Annotated in this window: 24 protein-coding genes; 7 read left to right on the top strand and 17 right to left on the bottom strand. The window is 59.0% G+C overall.

The annotated features are described in order from the left end of the window. Positions 1 to 21 precede the first annotated feature (21 nt). From ruvB to ruvC, 3 genes are read right to left on the bottom strand one after another with little or no spacing between them, the layout of a single operon-like run. Complete coding sequence (gene ruvB / locus AC2FEB_RS08915; protein WP_496673767.1) at positions 22 to 1,041, bottom strand: Holliday junction branch migration DNA helicase RuvB; 1,020 nt, start codon at positions 1,039 to 1,041, stop codon at positions 22 to 24. 4 nt (positions 1,042 to 1,045) lie between these two features. Then, the gene (ruvA, locus tag AC2FEB_RS08910; protein ID WP_496761259.1) at positions 1,046 to 1,723 is read right to left on the bottom strand and encodes a Holliday junction branch migration protein RuvA; all 678 of its coding nucleotides are present in this window, start codon (positions 1,721 to 1,723) and stop codon (positions 1,046 to 1,048) included. Next, on the bottom strand, positions 1,720 to 2,217 hold the full coding sequence (gene ruvC / locus AC2FEB_RS08905; RefSeq protein WP_117869741.1) for a crossover junction endodeoxyribonuclease RuvC: 498 nt from the start codon (positions 2,215 to 2,217) through the stop codon (positions 1,720 to 1,722). The genes ruvA and ruvC overlap by 4 nt, the downstream gene beginning before the upstream one ends. A 332-nt stretch (positions 2,218 to 2,549) precedes the next feature. Here ruvC and AC2FEB_RS08900 point away from each other — a divergent pair, with 332 nt between their 5' ends. After that, the gene (locus AC2FEB_RS08900) at positions 2,550 to 2,765 is read left to right on the top strand and encodes a DUF1127 domain-containing protein (RefSeq protein ID WP_117869742.1); all 216 of its coding nucleotides are present in this window, start codon (positions 2,550 to 2,552) and stop codon (positions 2,763 to 2,765) included. 102 nt (positions 2,766 to 2,867) lie between these two features. Here AC2FEB_RS08900 and AC2FEB_RS08895 read toward each other — a convergent pair whose 3' ends face one another. The 4 genes from AC2FEB_RS08895 to AC2FEB_RS08880 all read right to left on the bottom strand — a co-directional run bounded on the left by AC2FEB_RS08895 (position 2,868) and on the right by AC2FEB_RS08880 (position 7,766). After that, complete coding sequence (locus AC2FEB_RS08895) at positions 2,868 to 3,212, bottom strand: hypothetical protein (protein ID WP_117869743.1); 345 nt, start codon at positions 3,210 to 3,212, stop codon at positions 2,868 to 2,870. 101 nt (positions 3,213 to 3,313) lie between these two features. After that, the gene (locus tag AC2FEB_RS08890; RefSeq protein ID WP_496676598.1) at positions 3,314 to 4,192 is read right to left on the bottom strand and encodes a 50S ribosomal protein L11 methyltransferase; all 879 of its coding nucleotides are present in this window, start codon (positions 4,190 to 4,192) and stop codon (positions 3,314 to 3,316) included. Between the two features lie 66 nt (positions 4,193 to 4,258). Continuing rightward, positions 4,259 to 5,491 carry an MFS transporter gene (locus AC2FEB_RS08885; RefSeq protein ID WP_496884002.1) on the bottom strand — a complete coding sequence of 411 codons (1,233 nt, stop codon included), beginning with the start codon at positions 5,489 to 5,491 and terminating at the stop codon, positions 4,259 to 4,261. A 79-nt stretch (positions 5,492 to 5,570) separates the two neighbouring features. Then, a complete protein-coding gene (locus AC2FEB_RS08880) occupies positions 5,571 to 7,766 on the bottom strand; it encodes a primosomal protein N' (RefSeq protein ID WP_496676597.1) in 2,196 nt (731 codons plus the stop codon). An 88-nt stretch (positions 7,767 to 7,854) separates the two neighbouring features. Between AC2FEB_RS08880 and fsa the strand changes: the two genes are divergently transcribed. The 4 genes from fsa (at position 7,855) to AC2FEB_RS08860 (ending at position 11,095) form a co-directional block, all read left to right on the top strand. Then, positions 7,855 to 8,508, top strand: coding sequence for a fructose-6-phosphate aldolase (gene fsa, locus AC2FEB_RS08875; protein ID WP_117869747.1), 654 nt, complete (start codon positions 7,855 to 7,857; stop codon positions 8,506 to 8,508). Between the two features lie 198 nt (positions 8,509 to 8,706). Continuing rightward, complete coding sequence (locus AC2FEB_RS08870) at positions 8,707 to 9,414, top strand: DUF484 family protein (protein ID WP_117869748.1); 708 nt, start codon at positions 8,707 to 8,709, stop codon at positions 9,412 to 9,414. After that, positions 9,411 to 10,331: a tyrosine recombinase XerC gene (locus tag AC2FEB_RS08865; RefSeq protein WP_496676595.1), complete on the top strand. Its 921-nt coding sequence runs from the start codon at positions 9,411 to 9,413 to the stop codon at positions 10,329 to 10,331. The genes AC2FEB_RS08870 and AC2FEB_RS08865 overlap by 4 nt, the downstream gene beginning before the upstream one ends. A 68-nt stretch (positions 10,332 to 10,399) precedes the next feature. Further along, complete coding sequence (locus tag AC2FEB_RS08860) at positions 10,400 to 11,095, top strand: CDP-alcohol phosphatidyltransferase family protein (protein ID WP_117869750.1); 696 nt, start codon at positions 10,400 to 10,402, stop codon at positions 11,093 to 11,095. 21 nt (positions 11,096 to 11,116) lie between these two features. Here the strand turns inward: AC2FEB_RS08860 and AC2FEB_RS08855 are convergent, their stop codons facing one another. Together AC2FEB_RS08855 and AC2FEB_RS08850 are read right to left on the bottom strand one after the other, a co-directional pair. Beyond that, complete coding sequence (locus AC2FEB_RS08855; RefSeq protein ID WP_299898545.1) at positions 11,117 to 11,584, bottom strand: hypothetical protein; 468 nt, start codon at positions 11,582 to 11,584, stop codon at positions 11,117 to 11,119. Positions 11,585 to 11,660: 76 nt separating this feature from the next. Then, the gene (locus AC2FEB_RS08850) at positions 11,661 to 12,116 is read right to left on the bottom strand and encodes a methylated-DNA--[protein]-cysteine S-methyltransferase (protein WP_117869752.1); all 456 of its coding nucleotides are present in this window, start codon (positions 12,114 to 12,116) and stop codon (positions 11,661 to 11,663) included. 133 nt (positions 12,117 to 12,249) lie between these two features. On the opposite strand from AC2FEB_RS08850, the gene AC2FEB_RS08845 reads away from it, so the two are divergent. Beyond that, positions 12,250 to 14,208 carry a lipase family protein gene (locus tag AC2FEB_RS08845; RefSeq protein ID WP_496676590.1) on the top strand — a complete coding sequence of 653 codons (1,959 nt, stop codon included), beginning with the start codon at positions 12,250 to 12,252 and terminating at the stop codon, positions 14,206 to 14,208. Between the two features lie 42 nt (positions 14,209 to 14,250). Here AC2FEB_RS08845 and ileS read toward each other — a convergent pair whose 3' ends face one another. From ileS to AC2FEB_RS08805, 8 genes are all read right to left on the bottom strand, one after another. After that, positions 14,251 to 17,163 carry an isoleucine--tRNA ligase gene (gene ileS, locus AC2FEB_RS08840; protein WP_496676587.1) on the bottom strand — a complete coding sequence of 971 codons (2,913 nt, stop codon included), beginning with the start codon at positions 17,161 to 17,163 and terminating at the stop codon, positions 14,251 to 14,253. Positions 17,164 to 17,327: 164 nt separating this feature from the next. Then, positions 17,328 to 20,036, bottom strand: coding sequence for a DUF2339 domain-containing protein (locus AC2FEB_RS08835; RefSeq protein WP_496676585.1), 2,709 nt, complete (start codon positions 20,034 to 20,036; stop codon positions 17,328 to 17,330). A gap of 77 nt (positions 20,037 to 20,113) precedes the next feature. Next, on the bottom strand, positions 20,114 to 20,596 hold the full coding sequence (locus AC2FEB_RS08830) for a DUF2269 family protein (protein ID WP_496676582.1): 483 nt from the start codon (positions 20,594 to 20,596) through the stop codon (positions 20,114 to 20,116). Then, positions 20,593 to 21,909, bottom strand: a complete 1,317-nt coding sequence (locus tag AC2FEB_RS08825; protein WP_496676579.1) for an SDR family oxidoreductase — start codon at positions 21,907 to 21,909, stop codon at positions 20,593 to 20,595. Before AC2FEB_RS08825 ends, AC2FEB_RS08830 begins: the two co-directional genes overlap by 4 nt. Positions 21,910 to 21,984: 75 nt before the next feature. Next, complete coding sequence (locus tag AC2FEB_RS08820; protein WP_117872825.1) at positions 21,985 to 22,695, bottom strand: VIT1/CCC1 transporter family protein; 711 nt, start codon at positions 22,693 to 22,695, stop codon at positions 21,985 to 21,987. 60 nt (positions 22,696 to 22,755) lie between these two features. Further along, a complete protein-coding gene (locus AC2FEB_RS08815; RefSeq protein WP_496676576.1) occupies positions 22,756 to 23,745 on the bottom strand; it encodes a YcjF family protein in 990 nt (329 codons plus the stop codon). Beyond that, on the bottom strand, positions 23,738 to 24,193 hold the full coding sequence (locus AC2FEB_RS08810; RefSeq protein WP_298849836.1) for a GNAT family N-acetyltransferase: 456 nt from the start codon (positions 24,191 to 24,193) through the stop codon (positions 23,738 to 23,740). Before AC2FEB_RS08810 ends, AC2FEB_RS08815 begins: the two co-directional genes overlap by 8 nt. Then, positions 24,190 to 25,605, bottom strand: a complete 1,416-nt coding sequence (locus tag AC2FEB_RS08805; protein ID WP_496676573.1) for a YcjX family GTP-binding protein — start codon at positions 25,603 to 25,605, stop codon at positions 24,190 to 24,192. The genes AC2FEB_RS08810 and AC2FEB_RS08805 overlap by 4 nt, the downstream gene beginning before the upstream one ends. A gap of 107 nt (positions 25,606 to 25,712) precedes the next feature. On the opposite strand from AC2FEB_RS08805, the gene truA reads away from it, so the two are divergent. Continuing rightward, a complete protein-coding gene (gene truA, locus AC2FEB_RS08800; protein ID WP_496676570.1) occupies positions 25,713 to 26,480 on the top strand; it encodes a tRNA pseudouridine(38-40) synthase TruA in 768 nt (255 codons plus the stop codon). The last annotated feature ends 1 nt before the right edge of the window (position 26,481 follow it).

Genomic DNA, 26,481 nt, shown 5'->3' with positions numbered 1-26,481 from the left:
TAAAATCTCTGGGCGCTGGCATCAACCAAACAGATCGCTCTGCCGCTTGGGCGCAGCCATTCCCAGATGCGTCCAGGCCTTTTGCGCCAACATACGCCCACGCGGTGTTCGCTGGATCAGGCCCTGTTGCAGTAGATAGGGTTCAATCACTTCTTCCAGCGAGTCCCGGCTTTCCGAGAGCGCCGCCGACAGCGTCTCGATCCCAACCGGCCCGCCGGCGTAGTTTTCAGCGATCAGTTTCAGATAGCGCCGGTCTGCGCCATCCAGGCCAAGATTGTCGACGCCCAAACGCGTCAAGGCACCGTCGGCCAATTCGCGCGTGATCCGCCCATCTCCTTCGACTATGGCGAAATCCACCACCCGGCGCAGCAGGCGCCCGGCAATACGTGGTGTCCCGCGCGACCTGCGCGCAATCTCGCGCGCGCCATCATTATCGGCTGGCGCGCCCAGCTTGCGCGCGTTGCGGGTGACGATCTCGTGCAACTCGTCAATCGTATAGAACTGAAGTCGCGTCGGAATGCCAAACCGGTCGCGCAAGGGCGTTGTCAGCAGACCCATCCGAGTGGTCGCCCCCACAAGCGTAAAAGGTTGCAGTTCGATCCGAACGGTGCGGGCGGCCGGGCCTTCACCGATCACCAGATCCAGCTCGAAGTCCTCCATTGCCGGATAAAGCACTTCTTCCACCGCCGGGTTCAGTCTGTGAATCTCGTCGATGAACAGCACATCGCGCGTCTCCAGATTGGTCAGGATCGCCGCCAGATCACCCGCCTTGGCCAGAACCGGGCCCGAGGTCATGCGGAAGTTCACCCCTAGCTCGCGTGCCATGATCTGCGCGAGGGTCGTTTTACCCAACCCCGGAGGTCCATGAAACAACGTGTGATCCATCGCCTCGCCCCTTTGGCGCGCAGATTGGATGAAGATGCGGAGGTTGGCGCGCGCCTCAGCCTGACCGATGAATTCGTCCAGCCCCTGCGGGCGCAGCGCGCGGTCGTTGTCCTCGGGCAGGGGCTCCGGGCGCACAGTGGGATCAGCGTCTACCATTCATCTAGCCTTTCGGAGCCAACAAGCGGAGCGCAGCACGAATCAGATCCGCCTCTCCCGCCTCAGGCTGACTGGCCGCCGCCTCGGCCACGGCCGCTGCTGCGTCGGACGGCCCATATCCAAGATTGGCGAGCGCCGACAACGCCCCGGCGGACGCGGCAGACGCGCCAGAAGGTGGCTTCACCGAACGTTTTGGCGCGGACGCGGGTTCACCCGGCTCGACGACTTCAAGCTCTAGCCCATCCATCGCCTCGGTAACCGTGCCGCCCATGGCCATGACACCCGGAGCCTTGTCCTTGAGATCCAAAACAATCCGCTGGGCCGTTTTGGGTCCGACACCTTTGGCCGCCTTGACCGCGCTCCAATCGCCCAATGCGATTGCGCGGCTGACACCGTCCGGCCCCAGTGCGCTGAGGATCGCCAGAGATACCTTCGCTCCGACCCCCTGAACCGAGCACAAAAGGCGGTGCCATTCTTTCTCGATCAATGAGAGGAAACCGTAAAGCTGCATCAGGTCTTCGCGCACGACCATGTCTGTATAGATCGAGACCGCCTCACCCACACCCGGCAACGCAGCCATGGTCCGGTCAGAACAATAGACGAGGTAGCCAACGCCACGCACATCGATCAGCACGTGATCAGCCGCTCGGTAGTCCAAGCGACCTGTCAGTTTACCAATCATGCCCGCACCTCTTTCACACGCGCCTGTTGCGTCTTTCCGTAATAGGCATGGCAGATCGCAATCGCCAGCGCATCTGCCGCATCGGCCCCTTTCGGCAAACAGCCCGGCAATTGCAGTTTGACCATGTGCAGCACCTGCTCTTTCTCGGCATGACCCACACCAACCACGGTCTTTTTGACGCGGTTGGGTGCGTACTCTCCCACCGGCAATCCAGCCTGAGCCAGTGTCAGCAACGCCACCCCCCGCGCCTGACCCAGTTTGAGTGTGCCGGCGCCATCCTTGTTCACAAAAGTCTGTTCGATGGCGGCCTGATCCGGTTGGTAATCGGCGATGACTTCGACAATCTGGTTGTGAAGAGATAAAAGCCGCTCACCCAGATCATCTCCATCCGACTTGCACAAACCATTGGCCACATGGCTCAGGCGGCTGCCATTTGATTCGATGACGCCCCATCCCAGGGTCCTAAGCCCCGGATCAATGCCCAGAATTCGCATGTTTTGCCTCGGCCTGCTCGGGTTCTGTGATCTTTTTCAACGCCTAGCACGAAGCGTGAACATTTTCCAAGCGAATTGACCCATGGGCTGAAAACGACAGACCTGTTCCACAGGCGACTTAACGCGCGATTTGCGACATGAGGATGTCTGAATTCGACACTGTTATGAACGCATTTTGACCAAATATTTAAGGGGATTACAGCTTCGTGAAGCGTTGCATAAAACGCATAGGACACATGCAAAAACGGAACTTGTGCAGGCGATATGGCGGCACTAGATGCCGGGCAGAACGCAAGACTGCAAAGTGAACACCAACCAGAAGGAAACAGGATATGGCTGCACTGGACACAACCCGCTTCGCCTCCACTGGCTCATTCGGCCTTGCTGGCCGTATCGGCGCATTTTTCGTATCGGCCGTGAACGCTGCCGTCGAATGGAATGACGCCCGCGTTACCCGCAACGCGCTGACTGGTCTGAGCGATCGCGAACTGGAAGATATCGGCCTGTGCCGTGGCGACATCGACGCCATCGCCCAAGGTCGCCGGTAATACCGACCACCACACTCATTCGCCCCTTCCTTTTCCCTAGAGGGCAAACAGAAACACCGCATGCCCAAGGCACGCGGTGTTTCTTCGTCCGAAGACTGATAATCAGTACAAAATCTTGTTGAGCTGAACCGCCAGCGCTTGCGACACCGGGTCGATCTGCATCACCCACGCACCGGCTTTCTCGACCGATGTGCCTTCGTTCAAACTATCGATCCGATATTGGTATCCGGTCGGGCCAAGGCTGGACAAAAGAAACGCTTTGAACGCCAGAACTCCCAGAAGTGTAAGCAACAATACCCTAGCAGGCACTGCCGAGCTTACCCGCTGCGGCTTCATGACGACCAGGCCATCCCTGCGCATCGTCGCGCGATAGCCACGGCTCATCTTTTGATGCTTCTTGTTCAGGCGATTAACGCGCTGAGTGAACTCCAGTTGTTTACCCGTCATGGCAGCCTCCAAAAACCGCCCCCCTCGACTTCAGTCAGGAAACGGTAAAAAGAGATTACGACAAAATCGTGGCAAAATTCCACAAAACTCCTGCAAATAGCCTAGTTTGCGCCCTGTTTCGTTAAGATTAGCGTCGTCCATTCACCAATCTCACCCCTGTGAGTTAGATTGAGTTCATTTTGAGAATAAACAGATACGACGTCATCAGCCTGTTCATTAAGGATTCCCGACAGGATTGCATACCCGCCGGGACGCAGATTCGCTGCGATTTCCGGCGACAGGGCCACCAAGGGACCTTTGAGAATATTCGCAAAGATCAGATCGTAGGGCGCGTGCGCCTTGAGATCGGGGTGACCGAACCCTGCGGCTTCAACGCATTGCACTGCACCTGCCATGCCGTTTGCTTTCAGATTGGCTTCGGCCACGTCCACGGCCACTTCATCGATGTCGCTGGCAATGATGTCGCCGTCAAACACCCGGGCTGCGGCCATGGCCAGAACGGCGGTGCCGCAACCGATATCCGCCACCTTTGTTGCTGCAAAGCCTTCGTCCAGCAGCCTGTCAAAAGCCTTAAGGCAGCCCAACGTCGTACCATGGTGGCCGGTGCCAAAGGCCATCGCGGCCTCGATCAGTAGCGGAATACGGCCTTCGGGCAGCTTATCGGCATCATGGCTGCCATAGACAAAGAAACGGCCCGCCTCGACTGGCGCCAGTTCGCGTCGCACATGTGCAACCCAGTCGGTTTCCGGCAGTTCTGAAACAACAAACGGTTTGGCGCCGAACGCGGCGGCCAGAACCGCCAATGCAGTCTCGTCCGGGGCTTCGGTGAAGTATCCGCCGACCTCCCACAGGCCAGAGTCGTCTTCGACTTCGAACACACCAACGCCCGTTGGCTCCGGCTCCAGACGTTCCATCGCCTCGCCCAGACCTTCGGCGGTTTTCATACCTGTCAGCGTGGTCAGTGCGGTGAAGGTGGGCATTGGGGGCTCCTGTCTCGATTGACACCGCGCCTAGGACGCCGCGCCGTGAAGGTCAAGCGCTGAGGCCTATTCCGCGGGGGCGGGGGCGTACTTGGTCAAGATGGTTTCATTGCCCGGCTCGGGATGACGCGGTATCAACAGGGACAGCAGTAGCGAACCGATGGCCATAGCCGTGGCCAGGCCGAACACGGCCCCCGGCGACACCACCCAAAGCAGGCCAAGCAAAGCGGGCAAAAACACCGCCGCAATATGATTGATCGTGAAGGCCACCGCAGCGGTCGGTGCGATGTCAGCAGGGTCGGCGATTTTCTGGAAATAGGTTTTCAATGCTAAAGCCAGCGCAAACAGCACATGGTCGATCACGTACAGGGTCGCCGCCAACAGCACCCCCCAGCCGAACCAATAGATGCCACCATAAGCAGCGAACACGATAGCCAGACCGGTATATTCAAAGATCAGCGTGCGCCGCTCACCAAACTTTGCCACCGCCTTTCCAAGCAATGGGGCGGCCATCATGTTGATCATCAGGTTGATCAGATAGAGGCTGGTCAGTTCATGCACTTCAAATCCGAACTTCTCGACCATCATGAACCCGGCAAAGACGACAAATATCTGCCGCCGCGCACCGGCCATGAATTGCAGAGCATAATACAGCCAGTAGCGTTTACGCAGGATCAGCTTCTTGGTCTGTGGTGTGGGCGCATCGAATTGCGGATAGGCAAACAGGCAGAACAGTGCCAGCAAAGCTGTAACACCGCCCGCAGCCATAAAGACAATGTTGTACGACAGATCAAAACGATCCCAGGTCAGTACGATCAGCCCGTACACCACCATGGTCGCCGCCGACCCCATCGCCACCAGCCATCCCAGAATTTGCGGCGCGCGGTGCTTGGGCAACCATTGCAACTGAAGTGACTGGTTAACAGTCTCGTAGTAATGGAACCCGATCGAACTGAACAAGGTCACAAACAGCAACCCGCCCAGACTGGGGAACCAAGCAGTCACAGCCGTTGCAACACCAAGCATCATCAACGAGATCATCGCCAGCACCTGCTCGCGGATGAAAATGATGACGGCAATCACGCCAACCGCCAGAAAACCCGGAATCTCGCGCACCGTATGCAACAGGCCGATATCAGCCCCGTCAAAGTTTGCCGCCTCAATGACGAAATTGTTCAGCAGCGCGCTCCATGCGTTGAACGCAATGGGCATGGTGAGCGCCATCATGAACAAGAGCGTGATGGGGCGGCGCCAGAACGGCAGGCTCTGGGCCTCGGAAAGCGGCATGGGATTCAGCATGAGGGTCCTGTACGCCCATTTCACTGCTTTGGCGAGAGGGAAGCCGCGCGCACACAGTCACTCTGCGCAAATGCAGATGTCAGTAAAAGCTCTGCGGATCGATATCGACTGTCAGACGGATGTCACCCTTCAGGCGCAAAGGCGCGATCCAGCGGGAAATGGCATCCTGGATCGGCGCACCCTTGGGGGCTTTCACCAACAGACGCACTCTGTGGCGGCCACGTATACGAGCGATGGGTGCTGGCGCAGGGCCAAATACCTGCCCACCGATCTGCGTCAAAGGTGTATCGTTGCGCGCCAATGCATTGCCGATATCGAAAACCGGTCCAACCTCGGGCCCCGACAACACGATCCCGGCCATGCGACCATAAGGCGGCACTCCTGCCGCCTGCCGACCTGCCGCCTCGGCTTTCCAGAAACCTTCCTCATCACCCGAAAGGATGGCCCGGATCACCGGGTGTTCCGGTTGAAACGTCTGCAACAACGCCTGACCCGGCTTGTCCGCACGCCCCGCGCGCCCGGCTACTTGCCGCATCAATTGAAACGTACGCTCAGCCGCGCGGAGGTCCGCGCCGTGCAATGACAGATCAGCGTCAATCACGCCGACCAGAGTGAGTTTGGGGAAGTTATGCCCTTTGGCCACCAATTGAGTGCCGATGATAATATCGGCATCCCCTGCAGCAATCTCTTCAATCTTGGCCTTCAAAGCCCGCGCCGAGCCGAACAGATCAGAGCTCAGCATCGCGATGTTGGCGTCTGGGAATGTCGCCTCGGCTTCTTCAGCCAACCGCTCAATGCCCGGCCCGACCGGGGCCAGCTTGCCTTCCACGCCGCAGGAGGGGCAGGCTTCGGGCATCGGCTTGGTTTCACCGCATTGGTGGCACATCAGCCGCTTGAGAAACCGATGCTCGACCATGCGCGCGTCGCAATGGTCACAGGCAATCTGCTCACCGCAGGCCCGGCACAACGTTACCGGCGCATAGCCACGGCGGTTTATGAACAGAAGCGACTGCTCGCCTCTCTCGATCCGCTGCTGCACCGCTTGCCGCAAAGACGGAGAAACCCACGTTCCGGGCGTCATCTGTTCGGCCCGCATGTCGATGGGCTTCATCTCGGGCAAAACTGCTTCTCCGAAGCGCGAGGTCAGATCGAGCCGTTCGTATTTGCCGGCCTCGGCATTGGCCCAGCTTTCCAGCGAAGGCGTCGCACTGGCCAGAATCACCCGGGCGCCACAGATCGCCGAGCGCAGAACTGCCATGTCACGGGCGCTGTAATGCACGCCGTCTTCCTGTTTGTAGGACGTGTCGTGTTCTTCGTCGACGACCACCAGCCCCAGATCGCGGAATGGCAGAAACAGCGCCGACCGGGCGCCCACAACCAGTTGCGCATTCCCCTGTCCGAGCATCCGCCAGACCCGACGCCGTTCCGTCATCGTCGCGCCAGAGTGCCATTCCGCCGGGCGCGCACCAAATCGCGCCTCAACCCGGGTCAGAAATTCTGCGGTCAGGGCAATCTCGGGAAGCAGAACCAATGCCTGCCGCCCCATGCGCAGCGCTTCGGCCACGGCCTCCAAATAGACCTCGGTCTTACCGGAACCGGTAACGCCTTTCAGCAGCGTGGTGCCGTAATCGCCTGTCTGCTGCACGGCCTGAAGCCGCTTGACCGCCGCCGCCTGATCCTCTGTCAGGTCTTTACCGGGCAGGTCCGGATCAAGATGCGGATAAGGCAGGTCGCGCGGGCTGTCCTCTTCGCGCACGGCGCCTTGTTTGACCAACCCCTTGACAACAGATGACGTTACGCCCGCCTGTTCGGCGAGTTCCTTCAAGGTAAAGGCCAGCCCGCCATAATCCCGCAACACCTCCAGAACCCGGTTCCGGGCATCGGTCATTCGGTCAGGTTCAGCATTGCCCAGCCGGTAGACCTTGCGCATAGACGGCGGATCACCCAGGCCCGGGGCCCGCGTAGCAAGACGCAGCATGGCGGTCATTGGCGTCAGAGTGTAATCGGCAACCTTCTCCAGAAACACCCGCATCTCTTCGCGCATTGGTGCAACTTCGAGAACCCGGATCACCGACCGCGCCTTGCTCAGATCAAAACCGCCCTGCCCCGGCCCCCAGACCACCCCCAGCACCTTGCGCGGACCCAAAGGAACTTCGACAAAAGCACCCAGAAAGCACCCGCCCTCGGGCGCTTTGTAATCCAGCGTCCGGTCCAGCGGCTGCGTTGTCAGCACCGCAACCAGCTCTCCTTGGTCGAAAAATCCGTTAGCGCTCACGGCATGTCCTTCGCAGGGGGTTCCAGCATGGGTCTCTTTGAGGTAAAGCCATCCGCGACCAAGGCCAACCCATCAAAGGACTGCCCTCATGAAATTCTTCGTAGACACAGCCGAAATCGACGCCATCGCCGAACTGAACGATCTGGGCATGGTGGACGGCGTAACCACCAACCCCTCACTGATCCTGAAATCGGGTCGCGACATTCTGGAAGTAACCAAAGAGATTTGTGAACTGGTCGACGGCCCGGTATCGGCAGAGGTTGTCGCTACCGAAGCTGATGACATGATCGCCGAAGGCCGCAAGCTGGCCAAGATCGCGCCGAATATCGCCGTGAAGGTTCCGCTGACATGGGCGGGCCTGAAAACATGCAAAACGCTCAGCGACGAAGGCCAGATGGTCAACGTGACGCTCTGTTTTTCTACCAATCAGGCAATTCTGGCCGCCAAAGCGGGCGCAACCTTCATCTCACCTTTCATCGGCCGCCTGGACGACATCAACCTCGACGGTATGGATCTGATCGCAGACATCCGCCAAGTCTATGACAACTACGGGTTCGAGACCGAAATCCTTGCCGCATCGATCCGTACCGTCAACCACGTGACCGACAGCGCCCGCATCGGGGCCGACGTGATCACTGCACCGCCTGCCGTCATCAAGAAACTGGCCGACCATCCGTTGACGGACAAAGGTCTGGAAACCTTCCTGGCGGACTGGGCCAAAACCGGCCAGAAGATCCTCTGATCCCAGGCGCGACCGCGCGGTGCCGAACGGCGCCGCGCCCGGCCCACAGGCCAAATGCCTTATCTGTGATCGGGCGTGGCAGGCGGGAGCTCCCTCGCCACAGCACGCAAGGAAATCCATCCCTGCGTGCATTTTTCCCAAGGCAAATCCCGTCCGGCATGTTATAAACCGCGACAACAAAAAAAGACCGGACGGGATATGAGCAGCAACCCCAAACTCGAGGACAACCTCCGCGCAGCGATACTGGCCGAGCCGGACGTCGTGCTGGACGACAAGGACCTGATGCAGGCACTTGTTGCAGCCAACGAGCAGGCACGCGGCGACAACGTGATCGACCTGCGCGGCATTGCCATGCAACGACTCGAGGCCCGGCTGGATCGGCTGGAAGACACTCATCGCTCGGTCATTGCAGCAGCTTATGAAAACCTCGCGGGCACCAATCAGGTACACCGCGCCATTCTGCGCCTGCTGGAACCGGTCGAGTTTGAAGGTTTCCTCCGCGCGCTGGGCGCTGACGTCGCAGACATCCTGCGCGTCGATAGCGTTACGCTGGTTCTGGAAACCACCGTGGTTCAGAACGATCCTGCGATTGACACGCTGGGTGGCGTCCTGACGATCGCGGAGCCAGGTTTCATCGACCGATATCTGACCATTGATCGCGGTGGCCCCGCACGGGACGTGATCTTGCGGGAAATCCATCAGCCAAGCCGCCGTATATTCGGGTCTCAGGCTGGCCAGCTCCGCTCTGAGGCCTGCCTGAAACTCGACCTTGGGCCAGGCCGCCTTCCAGGCATGATCGTCATGGCAGCCCGGGACCCGCGACATTTCACGCCACAGCTGGGCACTGATCTTCTGGCCTTTTTTGCCGGCGTATTCGAACGCTCGATGCGTCACTGGCTGTCGTGAGCCTGATCTCACCCGCGTGCCGCGACGCGCTGCAGCACTGGCTGGACAGTCTGGGCGCGCTGGCCGCGAGATCCGAGAACACGCAAAACGCCTATCGCGGTGATGTCACCGAATTTCTGTCGTTCATGACACTGCATCACTCTGAACGACAGGGGCTGAAAGCGATTGAACGGATCACGGTATCGGACATGCGCGCCTGGATGGCGGATCAGCGCAGCGCAGACGTAAGCGCACGATCGTTGGCGCGCAAACTGTCTGCGGTCAAGAGCTTCTATCGTTGGCTGGCAGAGCGTGAGGGGTTCGAACCCACAGCCGTTCTGTCCACCCGCGCGCCAAAATTCACCAAAAAACTGCCCCGTCCACTGGCCGAAGACGCCGCGCGAACCATGATCGATACTGTGGAACTGCAATCCACATCCGACTGGGTCGCCGCTCGTGATGTCGCTGTCGTCACGCTGCTCTATGGCTGCGGCCTGCGCATATCCGAGGCGCTATCGCTGACCGGAGCGGACGCACCGTTGCCTGCGACACTGCGCATCATCGGGAAAGGCGACAAGGAGCGGATCGTTCCGGTTCTTCCAGCCGCCCGCGACGCGGTAGACCGGTACTTGCAGCTGTGTCCACACGCAAAAACACATGACGCGGCCCTGTTTCGGGGCGTTCGTGGCGGGCCACTGAACCCGCGTGCGATCCAGGGGGTCATGGCCAAAGCCCGTATGCAATTGGGATTGCCCTCTACTGCAACACCCCACGCTATGCGGCACAGCTTTGCGACCCACCTGCTTTCAGCCGGTGGCGACCTGCGCGCCATTCAGGAGTTGCTGGGCCACGCTTCTTTGTCGACGACGCAAACCTATACGGCAGTGGACACTGCGCGGTTGATGGAAGTCTACAACCGCGCGCACCCAAAAGCCTGACTTACACATCACTCGACAACCCGGGCTTTTGGTTTGCATCTCAGACGCGCATCGGTCATGACGCTTGCATGACACTCAGATTCAAAGCTCTTTCCGTTCATCTCTTCACTGCAACAGGCGCTGTTTTTGCCATGCTGGCCATGCTGGCTGCCGTCGAAGAGAAATGGAGCCTTATGTATCTTTGGCTGGTCGTGTCTTTCATTGTAGACGGTATCGATGGTCCGTTGGCACGACACTATCACGTCAAGCACAATGCGCCCGAGTTCGATGGCGTTCTGCTGGATCTGATCATTGACTACCTGACATATGTGTTCATCCCGGCCTTTGCCCTGTTCAAGTCGGGGCTGATGGACGGCTGGACCGGATGGTTTGCGATCATCGTGATAACCTTTGCCAGTGCGATGTATTTCGCGGATACACGCATGAAGACCAAGGACAATTCCTTTTCCGGCTTTCCCGGGTGCTGGAACATGTTCGTCATCGTGATCTTCGCGCTAGAGCCGAGTTTCTGGGTCATCCTGCTGCTGGTCACGCTGCTGTCGCTGGCCATGTTCCTGCCACTAAAATTCGTCCATCCCGTACGCACCGAGCGCTGGCGCAGCCTGACCTTGCCGATGGCACTGGCATGGACGTTTTTCGCGGGTTGGGCCGCCTGGGTCGATTTTCACCCTGAAAGCTGGGCCCATTGGGGGCTGGTAATCACCAGCCTGTACCTGACCTTTGCAGGCATCGCCCAACAGATCATTCCGCAGCGCCACGTCTGAGGCAGCGCTGCCTGAGCCGTTTTACAGAACTTCCTGCACCTCGAATTCGGTGCTGTTATGGGTAAAGACGTCGCCCTCTTGCAGGCCGGCCATAGCCAGATAAATCGGGCTTTGAGTTGAAATGCCCATATAGGTCTTACCGTCCACCTCGAACCGCGTCGTCGAGACACACACGACAAATCTGCGATTGTTGAACTTGATCACAGCACCCGGTTTGACCGTGTCGGTCAGACTGAAATCGGTATTTTCGATGACATCAATCTTGGCATGATGCGCGTGGACCGGGGCGTCAAAGGCAGCCGCCAGATCGGCGTTCTCACGCGATGCGGCAATGTCATCCTTGTCGTGACCTTCCCGGTCGTCCAATTGAGCATCTTTCAAAAACGCGTCATAATGCGCCTGCGCTGTTGCAAGCTCTTGCGCTTCGAGCGACATCAACCGGTCTACAATGGCCTTCTTGCTGGCTGCACGGTCTTGTTCAGTGGTCATGCAATGCGGTCCTTCAAATTCTGCACCAATTACAAGTTGTGCCTGCAGAAAGCGGATTGCAACCGAATTTCGATGCTCAGATCAAAAGGCCTGCCGCTCGCTCATGTCGCAAGAGGGCGACTTTTGTCTCAATACCACCGTCGCCCGAAAAGCCGCCCAGGCCATTGGCGGCCAGAACCCGGTGGCAAGGAATAATCACAGGGATCGGATTTGCACCGCATGCCTGGCCAACCGGCTGGGCGGGCTGCCCCAATGCCTTTGCTATGTCGCCATAGGTGCGCGTTTCTCCTAGCGGAATGGCATACATGATGTGACAGACCTGCTTTTGAAACTCTGATCCGTCAATGCGATATGGCAGATCGAAGCGGTCAAGTCGCCCTTCATCATAAGCCCCCAGCTGGGCGGCGGCTTCGCGCAGCAACGCAGTCGGTTCGCCTTTGTCCCTGCCGTTCCAGACAAGCCGCGTAAGGGCCCCGTCTGTTTCTTCAACACCAAGTCGTCCGAAACGGGTTTCAACGGAAATCATCGCCATGGATCGACGGTTTCAGATCAAACCGCCAAGCGCAAGCGCAGGGGCGTGCAAAACCGCGCAACGCATCACTTTTGGGCAATGGCACCATTCATGATACGCTTCTGTCGTTACTTAAAGAGATTTGGAGAACGCAATGGGTCGTCATTTGATCCTCACGGTACACGGAATCGGTGAACAAAAACCCGGTGAAACCGTCGATCAGGTGGTCGGTGCCGCAACTACCTGGCTGGATGGAAAACCCAGACCCCCGATCGAAGTCGAACGCGGAATGATCGAACTGGCCGAATCCACCTTCGACGGAAACCCGAGAAATGCAGAGTTGTTCGAAGTCAATCTGCGCACAGTGACCGACCCGGCTGTCCCACAGGACAAGGCCATGTTTGCAGAAGTTTATTGGGCCGATCGGTCTCCGGCCCCGAAAGGAGCCATCAAAACTGTAATGGATCTGATTTGGGTCATTCTGGCTCTGGGTTATTTGGCGATGGACAACGCCGAGCAGACCCATAGCCGCAAAGGTGTTGCCCCGGACCAGCCCAATGGCCGGAACACACTGGCAGCGCAACTGGTTCACCTTTTCACTTGGATATTCTTCGGTGCGGTCGCGACGCTGAACGTCTATTTGTTGATCGGTGCCGCAGCGGTCATGACCGATCGGATACCTGTCTCGTTTTCCCAGAACCCTGCCCTGTTATTCTTGCTGCTGTTTGGGCTTTACGCCGGTGGGGCCGTTGTTGGGCTGGGGCAGAGCCGGGCAGCGCCGACCTATCTCAGGCGGGTCTTCTGGCGCGGAATGCTCGGAATGGGGGCAGTACTGACTCTCTGTCTGATCTTGGGGCCGCTGGGTCTGGAATTTTGGGCCTGCGTTCCTTCTGACACGGTAAGCTGCCCACCGGCTCTGGAGCAATTCGTGGCTTTTCAGGTTTTTCTGCTGTCCCTCTTCTGGGCTGTACTTATCTTCCTGACGATCATTCTTTACGCGCTGTCTCTGGCAAAGCTTCAGATCAATGATACGCTAACAGAGCACAGGCGGCTTTACCCCAGCATATGCGCAGGCATGCTTGTTTTCTGGATGTTTTTCATTTCCGGTCTTTGGTTGACCATTGAGCAATTGCTGGAGACCGTTTCGTGGTTGTCCGGAGGTCAACTGCAACGTCTTTTTGAAAGCAATTTGAACGAGTCCATCGAAACACTCAGCGTGGCTTTCGTGGCCATCGTCCTTCTGGGCTTCGTTGGGGTCGGGCTTTTTGCGGGCCGGAAGACGTACAAAGCCAACCTTCACACCCGCAATGGCCTGATCAGCCGGGCGATTGTGAATCGGCTGGCGCAGTGGGTCTTTTTGTTTGGCACAATCGTGCTGGTTCTGGTTACGATCCGCGAGATCGCGGCCAACCAAAATTTTGAAGCCGCATGCAACGTTGGCATAATGGATACCAACCTGATCAGTTGGGCTCTGGACAGGTTGGCTTGTTCGCAAGGCGAGATCGGCCTGATCGTGCTTGGTGCAACTGCGTTGATGTATCGATTCTCTGATTTTGTTTCCGCCGGATTGGGCGTGGCACGAGATATCGTTACCTACGCCATTCGCGACAAGTGCTATCTGGGAAAAGACCTGGAAACGCGGCAACGCAACTACCCGGATCGCAAGGCGATAGACGAACGTTTCTATCGCACGTTGTACTATGTTCTCGATATCTTTCCAGCAGATCACGTTACGGTGATATCCCATTCACAGGGCACCGTGATTGCCACACAGATGCTTACCGACCCACGTGTCCAAAAGCGTATTGGCGGCCGACCTCTGACTCTCGTTACAATGGGTTCCCCGGTCACGCATATCTATCAGCGCTATTTTCCCGAAATGTTCACCCTTGCGGCCAGTCATCTGAACGCCGCGTGGTTCAACATCTTCCGGCAGGACGATTTTGTTGGAACGGAAATCGAGGGTGGGCTGATTTTTGCGAACCGGAACATCCCGGTCGATCCCGGAGGGCATACCGGTTACTTCACAGATTACCAGGTTTGGAAAGCGCTGACGGACCCCGCCATTGGCTTTGACCTGTTCGATCCTGTCCCGCAGGCAGTGCAGACATAGGCAGGAAAGCCCCCCCGAGTGAACCCGAGGGGGCGATTTGACTTATCCAAGCGCTTCGTCACAGCGCCCGCAAACACCCGCGTGGGTGTGACGGCCCACATCAGGCAGGATTTTCCAGCAGCGCTGACATTTCTCGCCTTCTGCTTTTTCGAATACGACGGCAACGCCTTCGATTTCCGGCACACGGAACGCCTCGGCTGGGGCAGGATCGCCGGTCACCGTCAGACCAGAGGTGATGCACATGTCGTCCACGTCGAACGTGGCCAGCAGATCGCGGGTGTCACCATCCTCGACATGCACAATCGGTGCCGCTTCGAGGCTGGAACCGATCACCTTGTCCTGACGCTGGATTTCCAGCGCGGCGGTTACGGCCCGACGCACACGACGAACCTTGGCCATGTTGGCCTCAAGCTCAGCGTCGCGCCAATCGGCGGGTGTATCCGGGAAGTCCACCAGATGGACCGAACTGTCGTCGCCCGGGAACCGCTCCAGCCAGACCTCTTCCATGGTGAAGACCAGAACGGGGGCCAGCCATGTGGTCAGGCGATGGAACAGAATGTCCAGCACGGTGCGGGCAGAACGACGCCGCAGGTTGTCGCCATCGCAATAAAGCGCATCCTTGCGGACGTCAAAGTAGAACGAAGACAGGTCTACGGTCGCGAAAGTGAACACTGCGCTGAACACGCCCTGGAAATCGAAGGACGCATAGCCCTTGCGCACCTGCTCATCCAAATCCGCCAGACGGCTGAGAACCCAGCGCTCCAGGCGCGGCATGTCTGCGGGATCAACCCGATCCGCCTCGGTGAAATCGGCCAATGATCCCAGCATGAACCGCATGGTATTGCGCAGGCGGCGATAGCTGTCGGCGGTGCCTTTCAGGATTTCCGGCCCGATCCGCTGGTCGGCGGTATAATCGGTCTGTGCCACCCACAGGCGCAGGATATCGGCGCCATATTGCTTGATGACCTCTTCCGGCACGATGGTGTTGCCCAACGATTTGGACATCTTGTTGCCCTTGGCATCCAGCGTGAAACCGTGAGTCACCACGTTCCGGTATGGTGCGCGGCCCTTGGTGCCGCAAGCCTGCAGCATGGACGAATGGAACCAGCCGCGGTGCTGGTCGGTGCCCTCCATGTAGACATCGGCAATGCCATCCTCGGTTCCGTCCTCGCGATCGCGCAGAACGAACGCGTGAGTCGAACCCGAGTCGAACCACACATCCAGCACGTCAAAGACCTGATCGTAGTCGTCAGGATTGACGATGCCGTCGAGGATCTTTTCCTTGAAGCCTTCGGTATACCAGACGTCTGCGCCGTCCTTTTCGAACGCCGCCTTGATGCGGGCGTTCAGTTCTTCATTGCGCAGCAGGTAATCCGCATCGGTGGGCAGAGCACCTTTCTTGGTGAAACATGTCAGCGGTACACCCCATGCACGCTGGCGCGACAGAACCCAGTCCGGGCGCGCTTCGATCATCGAGTATAGGCGGTTACGGCCTGTCTGCGGCGTCCATTTCACCAACTCGTCGATCGAACGCAAAGCGCGTTCGCGGATGGAGTCGCCCATCTCACCCATACCGTCGTCCAGTTTGCGGTCAACGGATGCAAACCACTGCGGCGTGTTGCGATAGATGATCGGAGCTTTCGAACGCCACGAATGCGGATAGCTGTGCTTGATCTTGCCACGCGCCAGCAGCCCGCCAACCTCGACCAGCTTGTCGATGACCGCTTTGTTGGCGTCGCCTTCTCCGCCCTTGCGTGACAGGATGTATTTGCTGCCAAAGAACGGCAGATCGGCACGGAACGAGCCGTCATCCATCACGTTGTAAGTGATGACCTGCTCCAGCATGCCCAGATCGCGGTAAAGCTCGAATTCCTCCATCCCGTGCGACGGCGCACAGTGGACGAAACCGGTGCCTTCGGTATCGGTCACGAAGTCAGCGGCGCGGAAATCGCGGATGTCGTCCCATTCGCCGTTGCCGCCTTCGGCCCCGGCCAACGGGTGAAGCAACTGAACGCTCTCCAATTCGTCAGCGGTCACGTCGCGCACACGGGTCCACTGATCGTCGTTTAGACGGGCACGGCCCAATACATCGGCGGCCAAGTTGTCGGCCAACAGGAACCTGTCGCCCACTTTTGCCCAACATTCCTCGGGCGTGTCGATAACTTCGTACAGACCGTAGGAGATGTCTTTGCCATAGACGACGGCCTTGTTCGACGGCATGGTCCACGGCGTCGTCGTCCAGATCACCACATAGGCATCATCCAGATCGCCAGCGTTGACGACCTTGAACTTCACCCAGATGGTAAAGCTTTCCTTGTCGTGATACTCGACCTCGGCCTCGGCCAGCGCAGTCTTTTCGATGGGCGACCACATGACAGGCTTCGATCCCTGATACAGCGTGCCGTTCATCAGGAACTTCATGAATTCGTCTGCGATCACGGCTTCGGCGTGATAGTTCATGGTGATATAAGGATCGGGCCAGTTGCCAGTGATGCCCAGACGCTTGAACTCTTCGCGCTGGATGTCGATCCAGCCCTCGGCGAATTTGCGGCATTCCTGACGGAAGTCGACGATGTTCACCTCATCCTTGTTCTTGCCCTTCTTGCGGTATTGTTCCTCGATCTTCCATTCGATCGGCAGGCCGTGGCAGTCCCAACCGGGGACATATCGCGCGTCAAAGCCCATCATCTGGTGGGAGCGCACGATCATGTCCTTGATGGTCTTGTTCAACGCGTGGCCGATATGCAGATGGCCATTCGCATAGGGGGGTCCATCGTGCAGCGTAAAGGGCGTGCGGCCCTGTTTCTCGCGCAGGCGGTCGTAGACGCCGATGGTCTCCCACCGCTCCAGCCATGCGGGTTCGCGCTTGGGCAGGCCAGCGCGCATGGGGAATTCGGTTTTGGGCAGGTTCAGCGTGTCTTTGTAATCAGGTGTTTGGATCGTGTCGGCGCACATTGGGGGCGTCCTTTGGATGATCTGGTCGTACTAGGATCGAAGCGGTCGGTGCGAAGTCTCAAACACCTTTGCCCGGCGTCTCGCGATATCAGAGCGCCGGGGATATAATTCGAATAATGATGGCCATCCGGTCATGCATGGCCGCGCTTATATGACGCCTGCACCTAATGGTCCAGAGGTTCCGCCCGTTGCAGAGAATGGCGCAGTTTCGCCCACCGGTTCAGCCACGCAAGACCAGCCAGAGCAAGACCCAGCGCCAGCAGCGAGAACACCCGGATCAGGCCACCCAGACCGGCGATGTCGATCAGGAAGACCTTGGCCACGGCCAGCCCGATCACGGCCAAACCGGCTTTGCGCATTACGTCGGACCTACGGGCCAGAGATTGATAGAATAGAGCGGCCCCGATCATCAGTAGAACGATGGTATAGGTGTAGAGCTCGGGCTGCGTGACGCCATTGCCTTCATACATACCCCCTGCGCCCTGCCAGACGTGGCGGATCGCCAAGCCCAACCAAACTGCGGCCAACATCCCTGCGGCGGCATAGCTTCCTTGCATGATCTGTTTCGGCATTTCCCTGATTCGCCAAGCAGAACCCCAAACAACCAATGCAGGCAACAAATAGGCAATGGCGAGTGAATTCAGAAGCGGCGGCCCGAGCACCGGGTCTGCGTTCGGATTCAGCAATGGGTTCTGGTCCGCCAATGCCAACATCAGATAGAAAAGACCATGAGCTGCAAAGAACAGAGCCAGCAGGTATCGAAGGTAGTTCAGCTTGCCACCCAGCCCGAACCTTTGCACCTGCGCAAACGCAAGCAAAAGCCAGATGACGGCCAACAGACCCAGGCCCCAATGGCTGTTGTCAGCGCCGCCCTCTCCAAAGCCTTCGAGCCAACGCAGCAGCAACAATGAAAGCAGGATACCCGCTGTCGCCCAGGCCGCGCTTTCCAACAGCAGCGCCGCCAGGGGGCGTTTCAACGGACGCAAAAGCCACCAGCCCGCGACAAATCCCATTGTGGCCGCGCCGTAGACCATCGCCATTTCAAGCACCGGAGCGGAATTGGCCCAATCCAGACCCGGATCAAGCACCAAACGCACAGTAACAGTAAAGACACCCGCCCAGATAAACCAGCTCATCGGAGGCAAGATGAACCTGCGGTCCAACGCTGCTGCAACCACAACGCTGGCCACCAGAGCAACCGTGAGCGCCGATGAACTGAGCACGATGACGCAGGCGAATACCAGACACGACAACGCGGACAGAGTGGCCAGAGCCGCTCGCATCCGGTCATCACCGTCAACACGGGCAAAACGTTCTGCCAGAACCACCATCAGCACAGCCAGTGCGATCGCATGGAGCGCCCAGGGGTAGGCTCCGATCACCGAAGCCGGATGCCAGCCAATTTCCAGCGCGATGGCCAGCACAGGGGCAAAAAGCGCGGCTCCTCCGGCCCAGACGGCGCGATACTGGCTCGCCGTAAATGACCGCCATGCCATCAGGGCTGACATCAACGCTCCCAAGGCGACCAGCACAGTGACCACCATCGGATAGTCCGCCTCGGGCGTTTCTGCGTAAGCCTCGGCGAACCTGTACAGAGCGGCGCCATTCTCAAGCCCATGGGAGGCAACAAAAAACACCATTCCGGCCGCGGGCAGAACAGTCAGGTCTTGCAACGCCGGTGCATCCTTGGTCCATAAGAGCAATGCCAGAATGAGGGCGGATAACAGGCTGACGCCTAACCAGAATTCAGCCTCTGTGTCCGCCCAATGCCAGGACAGGATCACCGTACTTGCCGCAATGGCTCCTACAGCCAGACGGGTTGGGAATTCGGGCCATGGGCGAACCTTGGGATGGCGGATCATCTCAGACAGCATGGGACCCGCATGATCCGGCCAAATGCGCCGCACCGGAATGGCGGTTGCGAAAAGCGCCAGCACCGTTGCGGCGATCAAGTAACCAGGTTCTGTATTCGGGGCACTGGTCGCTAGGAGCAGGTTCGCCGCATATGCCCCGAACAGCGCCAGCACCGAAATCCATGCCCAGCGCCGCACCGTATCGATACACAGCCCCAAAACGGCAACCAAAAGGAAATATGCATACAGCCAAGAGGGATTGTCGGACGCGCCTCCGACCAGGAAAGGAGCGGCAAAGGCTCCGATCAGACTGACCGCAGCCAGCAGTGGACCGTGGAACCACCCCAGAACAAGGCCCACCATCGCGACAACGACCATTCCTGTCAGTGCCGTTTCGGCACCGATCAGGTTATACAACTGGCGGGCAGACAAGATCGCCCCGAACAAAGTGACCAGCCCGGCACCGGAAAAGACCGAGGGTAAATAGGCAGTGGCCGCCTCCTCATCATCCCCGAACTTCCGACGCAACACCTCGCCTGCAAGGATCAGAACAGCGCCGAAACCCAGGGCTGCAAAAACACGGGCCGCCGGAGGCAGCAAACCGTTTTCGACGCCGTATTGCACAAGGAAAATGCCAGCCAATGCCAGAGACAGGGCCGAAACCACATAAAACCAGTTCTCGCGCAGCCACGCGCCCAGAGCCGCAAACCTGTCGTGGCGAAACACTACAGCCGGTGAAGAAACGTCTGCATCCTGAGCGTCGGCACTGTTGTCTTCCTGCCGTTTTGGAGCCGACCAGGGTGCCGGCCTGCTCTGCTTCTCTTCTGCAGCAGGTTGCGGTGCAGGCGTTTCCTGTTCCGGTTGCGGCAGGACCGTCGCATCGCCTGAAGCCAAGGCGTCGATTTGCGCTTCCAGCTGCTCCACCCGGCGCCGCAACCGGGACTGTCCGACCAAAAGTGCAATCAATGTCACAGGGATGGCCAGAACAATCAGGCCAACAAAAACAAGCAGCGATTCCAACTGAGTCTCCGATCCTTTTGGAGGTCAAGCTATCTTGAGCCGCCGGCAAGTGACAGTCAGGAAAGCCGTGACCCGACTTAAAACACGGAAATCTCCGGACGCGCGATCATCAGCCAGAGTATCGTCAGAACCGCCAGAAACGCCGGAATTCCGCAGACAAACCAGAACCGGAACAAACGGTAATAGTCCCGCGGCAGTTGCGTTCCCTTCTCTTCCGCCCTTCGTGCAAAGTTTCGCAACCGGATTTGCACCCAGACGACTGGCAGCCAGAACAAGCCGGTCAAAACATAGAGCACCAGAGACAGCACAATCCACCCTTCGCTCAAGGGCCACCCGATACGCCACGCAAGCAATGCGCCGGTTACGGGCTGAACGATCACAGCGGTCGAGGTGAACAAAAGATCGGCCAGAACAACGATACCTGCCGTATGCGCAATGATGCGAGGATCGCCGTTGCGATGGGCCATCAGCATGAAAAAGGCGATCCCCGCGCCCGTGCCCAACAGCACGCAGGCACCAATGACATGCAGCCAACGCAGGACAAGGTCAGGGTCCGTCATCTGCGATCCAACATGGGCAGTGCGACAAGCGACAGGATCATTGCAGGCAGGATTTTCACCAAGGGCCCCATCGGGTCAGACCACAGGTCCGGCGCTGTGATCGAGGCGGCTATCAGATAGAACATGGCCACAGCAATCTGAGCCTGACAGGCCCGCGCAGCCCACGGGCGCCAGAGAATAGCCAGACCCAGAACGATGTCACCCAATGACCAGAACACAACACCGGCCAAAGCCATAGGTGCTGACCACCCTGCTCCGATCAGAACATCCGAGGCAATGGACAAGCTGACCAATCCAAATAGCCCTGACAGTAGCCAGAACAGGCTGAGTGTCGCTACGACCAGCGGCATCAACAACGTCATCTGCGCAGTCAGCCTGTGTTCACGGGCACACGGAAGCGTGGCGTAGATGTCTGTCAGTGAAGCGACCCGGAGCCCAGATGCCGCCCTATAGAGCTCGGGATCTCCGGTCACGCCATCTGCCATGACTGTCAACGCCGTGCTTCGCAACGGGGATTTCCAGCCAACCCGGGCCAACCCATCTGCCAGCTCTGCAACGGCTTTTGTCAGGATAGGAGGTAAGGCCACAGTGAAGCGCGTTTCCGGAAACCCAAGCCATCTCCGGGTGCTGCGCACCACCTCAGCCAGGCTGTGAGGGGTATCTTCGACAAGGTCGTATGTGCCTTGCGGCAAGTGACCTGCAACGGCGTCGGTCACTGCCTTGCATAAATCCTGCATTCCGACGCATTGAACAGGCGTGTCAGGGTAAGCCAGAGGCTGAACCCAGGGCACCGCGGCCAACATACGCAGCAACGCGGTACCGCCATAGTCCGTCTGTCCAATGACCAGACCGGGCTTAAGTATCCAGAGCGGCACACCTGACGCGCGCAGCGCCGCATCTCCAGCCGCCTTGCTGCGCAGGAAATGCGTACTCGCCGCAACTCCTGCACCAATGGCAGAAATCTGGACGACACTTGCACCATGATCCATGCAGCCGTCAGCCAAGGCTGCTATTGCAGTGTGGTGCACTGCTTCGAGGTCATCGTCTGCATTGTCCTGCAACGCGCCGGCGCAGTTTACCACGACATCCACATCAGTCAGCAGGTCCTGCCAGTCCTGCGCGACAAGCAACTCACGCAGATCACCCTGTTTCAGCGAAACACCCGGCAGGATTTTTGACCCTTGCCCAAGATCGCGCACCATACCCTGAACTGTTGCGCTTTCGGCCTGTAAAGCTCGTGTAACCGCAGCACCAATGAACCCATATGCGCCCAGAACCAAAACCTGTTTTCCAGAAAGATCGTGTCGTGACATTGGCCCATGCGCCCGTTTTCGATCACTCTACCCAACCGGGTGCAATTGAACAGTTATGACCGCCGGACTGCGACATTACGGATGGAACAGGGACCCGACGAGATACGCGATCAGCGCGGCCAGCCCGCCAATCAACAGCGTCTCGAGCCCCGACCGCCACCAGGGGGCCAGTGACCACCGGCTTTTGAGCGCACCGATCGCAAAGAAGACCCCCATGGTCATCCAGGCAGACATCGCAAACGCATTCTGCACCGAGGCGAGAAACGGCAGCAGCGGGATCATCCCCGCCACCAGAAAGGCAAAGAAGGTGGCCAGCGCCGCCTTCATCGGATGCGGGTCGACACTGCCCAGACCATATTCACCTTCGATCATCAGGTTGATCCAGTTTTCAGTGCTCGAGGTGATCTCTGCCGTAGCCTCATTCAGAATGTCGCCAGTCAGCCCTTTTTGCGCAAGGATCTCACGCACTTCTTCGCGCTCGCCATCCGGGTACAACGCGATGTGGCGTTCCTCGACCGCGCGGATGCGGCGAATGTTGTCCAGTTCGGCCTTGGTGCCCGAATAATTGCCCGCAGCCATCGAAAACCCGTCAGCCAGAACATTCGCCAGGCCAAGCGCCACGATAACGAACGGGGAAAGACCTGCCCCGGCAACGCCTGCCACAATGGCAAACGTGGTGACGGATCCGTCGATGCCGCCATAGACGACGTCGCGCAACACGCCTCGGCCGGGCGGTGCGTTGATCCGTTCGGCGATTTCCTGTGGGCTGTGACCGTGATCCGTCATGGCTGACTCCTTCGACACATTCAGTGTGCCGAAGCGCAGGCCGGGGCGCCTTGCTTTGGATCAACCCTTGGAAAACAGGCCCTGCAAGGCGCGTTTGATGATGCCCCGCGTCGAAGGTTTGTGCCTGTCCGAGAACGGCAACGGGCGGCACACCTCCATCGCGGCCACACCCACACGGGCGCTGAGCGCCCCGTTGACCAGACCCTCTCCGAACCGGCGTGACAGTTTGCTGAGAACGGAACCACCCAGAACAGGCTCCAGCAGATCATCGCCAACTGCCACCGCTCCTGTCGCCACCAGATGCACAAATACACTGCGGGTCAGGCGCCAGCCGCCCAGCGTGCCCGCGCGACCGCCATAGATTTCCGCAACCCGGCGGATCATCCGCAACGACGCTGCCAGCGCGGTTATCACATCCGCAAGCGCCAATGGCACCAATGCGGTCACTGTGGCAACTTGCCGGGCCGCGGCTTCGACCTCGCGGCTGGCGGCTTGGTCCAGAGGGGCCAGCAGCTCATCTTCGGCAAGCTCCAGCAGCGCTGATGCATCGAACTGATCCGCCATACGTTCGGTTAATCGTTCGCGGCCCCAGCGTGTGTCTTCACGCCCTTTGTAGAATGCGATGATACGGTTGGTGACCGCACAGGCCTGAGCCAGATCGTCGTCGGCCAATGCGGTGTCAGCGGCCCGACGCAGGCCATCTACGCGGGACAATCGCCCCAATGCGGCCAGTTCACGGATAGCAATCATAAGCGCCACAAGAACCAGCGCGGCGATCAATCCGGTAACGATCCAACCCAATACAGGTGTGCGCGCCACCAGCGAGGTTGCAAAATCCCACGCGGCCACAGATATGGCAGCCCCGACCACTGCCAGGGCCAGCCCCCAGAACCAGCGCGCAAGAGCCGATGGTTTGCGCGCCGCCAGCCGTGCCGCGCTTTGCATCGCCTGCCCTTGCGGTTGCGAGAAGTCCGGCACCGGCGGGGCCTTCACGACATCAGCAGCGGGCTCATCCTTTTCAAGATCGATCAAAACCGGGCCTTTAGCCATGGATCACACCCTCACTGCGCCAGACAAACCGTATGTCGGGCAAGTTTTCATCGTTATCCGCCCCATCGCTGCGGGCCACCTCGGCAAAACCGTTACGTTCATAAAACCGACAGGCTCGGGCATTGTCCTGAAACGCGGACAAGCTCAGCTCTGAGCGGCCCGATTTGGCGTGATCCAGCAATTGCTGACCAATCCCCCGCCCCCGAACCGGTGCATCCAGATAAAGCGAATGGATTTCACGACCGTTGAGCGCCAAAAAACCTACAACACCGGCCTCAGCTTCGGCCACAGTAACCCATTCCTGATCAATCATTCGCCCACAGAAGGCGATCGTCTCGGCGCAGCTGTGCAATTCAGGCATCCAGTCGTTTTCCAGGGTGAAACTATGCAGGATTGTCCCGATGGTGCCTGCATCCGTTGGGCGTGCGGGACGCAGAAGTACCGTCACAACCGATCTCCAATCAAAAACTGGGCGGCACGATCCAGTCGGATATGCGGCGGGCCGTCACCGGGTTTCAAGGTCAACTGGGCCGGGGCAAAGGCCATGAAGCCGTAGTCTTCGCCCAACCACGCATCAGCCCCATTTCGGGCCGGGCCCAACAGATGCGCTGGATCCTCGGGCAATTCACCGGGGTAGAAGGCAGCCTGTTTCCCACTATCCAACAAGGTACCCCGAACGCATGGCAGTTCTGTCCCGTTGTGATTGCGCAATTCTTCGGTCGTCGCGCGCAGCGATGCCAGAGACAGGGCCTCGGTCCGGGCACCGGCGAAATTCGCCCGATCGCGCGCCTCCCGCGTCAATGCTTCAATGATCGCGGTGAGGCGGGGATGCTGCGTGTGGTGCAAATGGTCGGCTTTTGCCGCCGCAAACAAAATGCGTTCGACCCGTTTTCCCAACAGCAATTGGCTGAGCCACGCATTTCGGCCGGGGCGAAAGGCCGACAGGATATCAGCCATGCCACGGCGCATATCCTCGACCGCCTGCGGACCCTTATGAATAGCGCCCAGCGCGTCAACCAGAACCACCTGCCGGTCGATCCGCGAGAAGTGATCCCGAAAAAACGGTTTCACGACCTGAGCTTTGTAAGCTTCGTATCGCCGTTCCATCTCACGTTGAAGCGTTCTGCGCCGCGACGGGCCAGACGCCACCAACGGCGCAAAGGTCAGAACCGGAGAACCTGCCAGATCCCCCGGCAACAGGAACCGCCCAGGGGTACAGTCGTAATACCCGGCTTCACGTGCCTGGTTGAGATAGGTCGTAAACGACGATGCCAGCGCCTGCGCGGTCGGCTCGTCATGTGCCCCGGACGGGTCTGCGGCGTTGACCTGGGCCAGATACCCGGCAGCCTCCGAACGGGTCTCGATACGTGTCAGTGTTTCCTGAGACCAGTCTGAATACGACTTGTCCAGCAAAGCCAGGTCCAGAAGCCATTCTCCGGGGTAATCGACAATGTCCAGATGAACGGTGCGCGGTCCCTGCAAGCCAGCAAGCAAGCCGGCTGGGCGGGCTTTGAAGGACAGGCGCAGTTCTGAAACTGCGCGCGTGCTGTCTGGCCAGTGCGGTGTCGGACCGGTCAGGGCGGACAGGTGCGTTTCATAATCGAACCGGGGCACAGTATCATCCGGCTGCGGTTGCAGATAAGCGGCGTTGATCCGACCTTCCTGCTGCGCAACCAACCCGGTCATGCGCCCCCGATCCAGCAGGTTCGCCACCAGCGAGGTGATGAAAACCGTTTTGCCCGACCGCGCCAACCCCGTGACACCCAAGCGGATGACAGGCTCAAAAAACGTCTCGGATACGCTGTCGCCTATGGATTCGACGCCGCGCATAAGGCTGTCTGCCAGTGATGAGATGACCAATCTGTCGCCCCGCAATTATCGTTTCACCCAAGATAGGTAGAGGGTACGGCACATACCAGCGCTTTCGCCCCCTTGCCCGTTCCCGCGCTGCGCTGTACCAGCGGCACATGCCCAGATACGCGTTGAAAGTTGAATACCAGGGGGAACCGTTTGCCGGATGGCAGCGGCAGAAGGATCAACCGTCCGTGCAGGGGGCAATCGAACAGGCCCTGTCCCGTATCCAGCCGGGTGCGCATACGATTGCTGCCGCAGGGCGCACCGATGCTGGGGTTCATGCGTTGGGCCAGGTCGCCCATTGCGACATGGTCAAGGAATGGGACCCGTTCCGCCTGTCCGAGGCGCTGAACTATCACCTCAAACCGCAGCCGGTGGCGATCGTGGACGCCGCGCGCGTGACTGACGATTGGCACGCGCGGTTTTCGGCGGTCGAACGGCAATACCTGTTCCGCATCCTGATACGACGCGCGCCTGCAACCCATGACAGGGGGCAGGTTTGGCAGATCAATCATCCGCTGGATGTCGAGGCCATGCAGGAAGGGGCGAACATGCTGCTGGGTCGCCATGATTTCACGACCTTCAGGTCGTCGATTTGTCAGGCCGCCAGCCCGGTCAAAACTCTGGATGAGTTGCGGGTAGAACTGGTTCAGGGCTTTTCCGGCCCCGAGGTCCATTTCCACGTACGGGCACGGTCATTCCTGCACAATCAGGTGCGCAGTTTCGTCGGAACCCTGGAACGTGTGGGCGTCGGAGCGTGGGCCCCGGAAGAGGTGCGTGAGGCCTTGGAAGCTGCCGACCGTGCGGCCTGCGGCCCTGTCTGTCCGCCGCAAGGGCTGTATCTGGCGCGGGTCGGATATCCGGAACCAGTGTTCGACTGAC

The sequence above is a fragment of the Ruegeria sp. YTSC106 genome (assembly GCF_059609765.1).
This window is presented reverse-complemented; position numbering and strand designations above follow the sequence as displayed.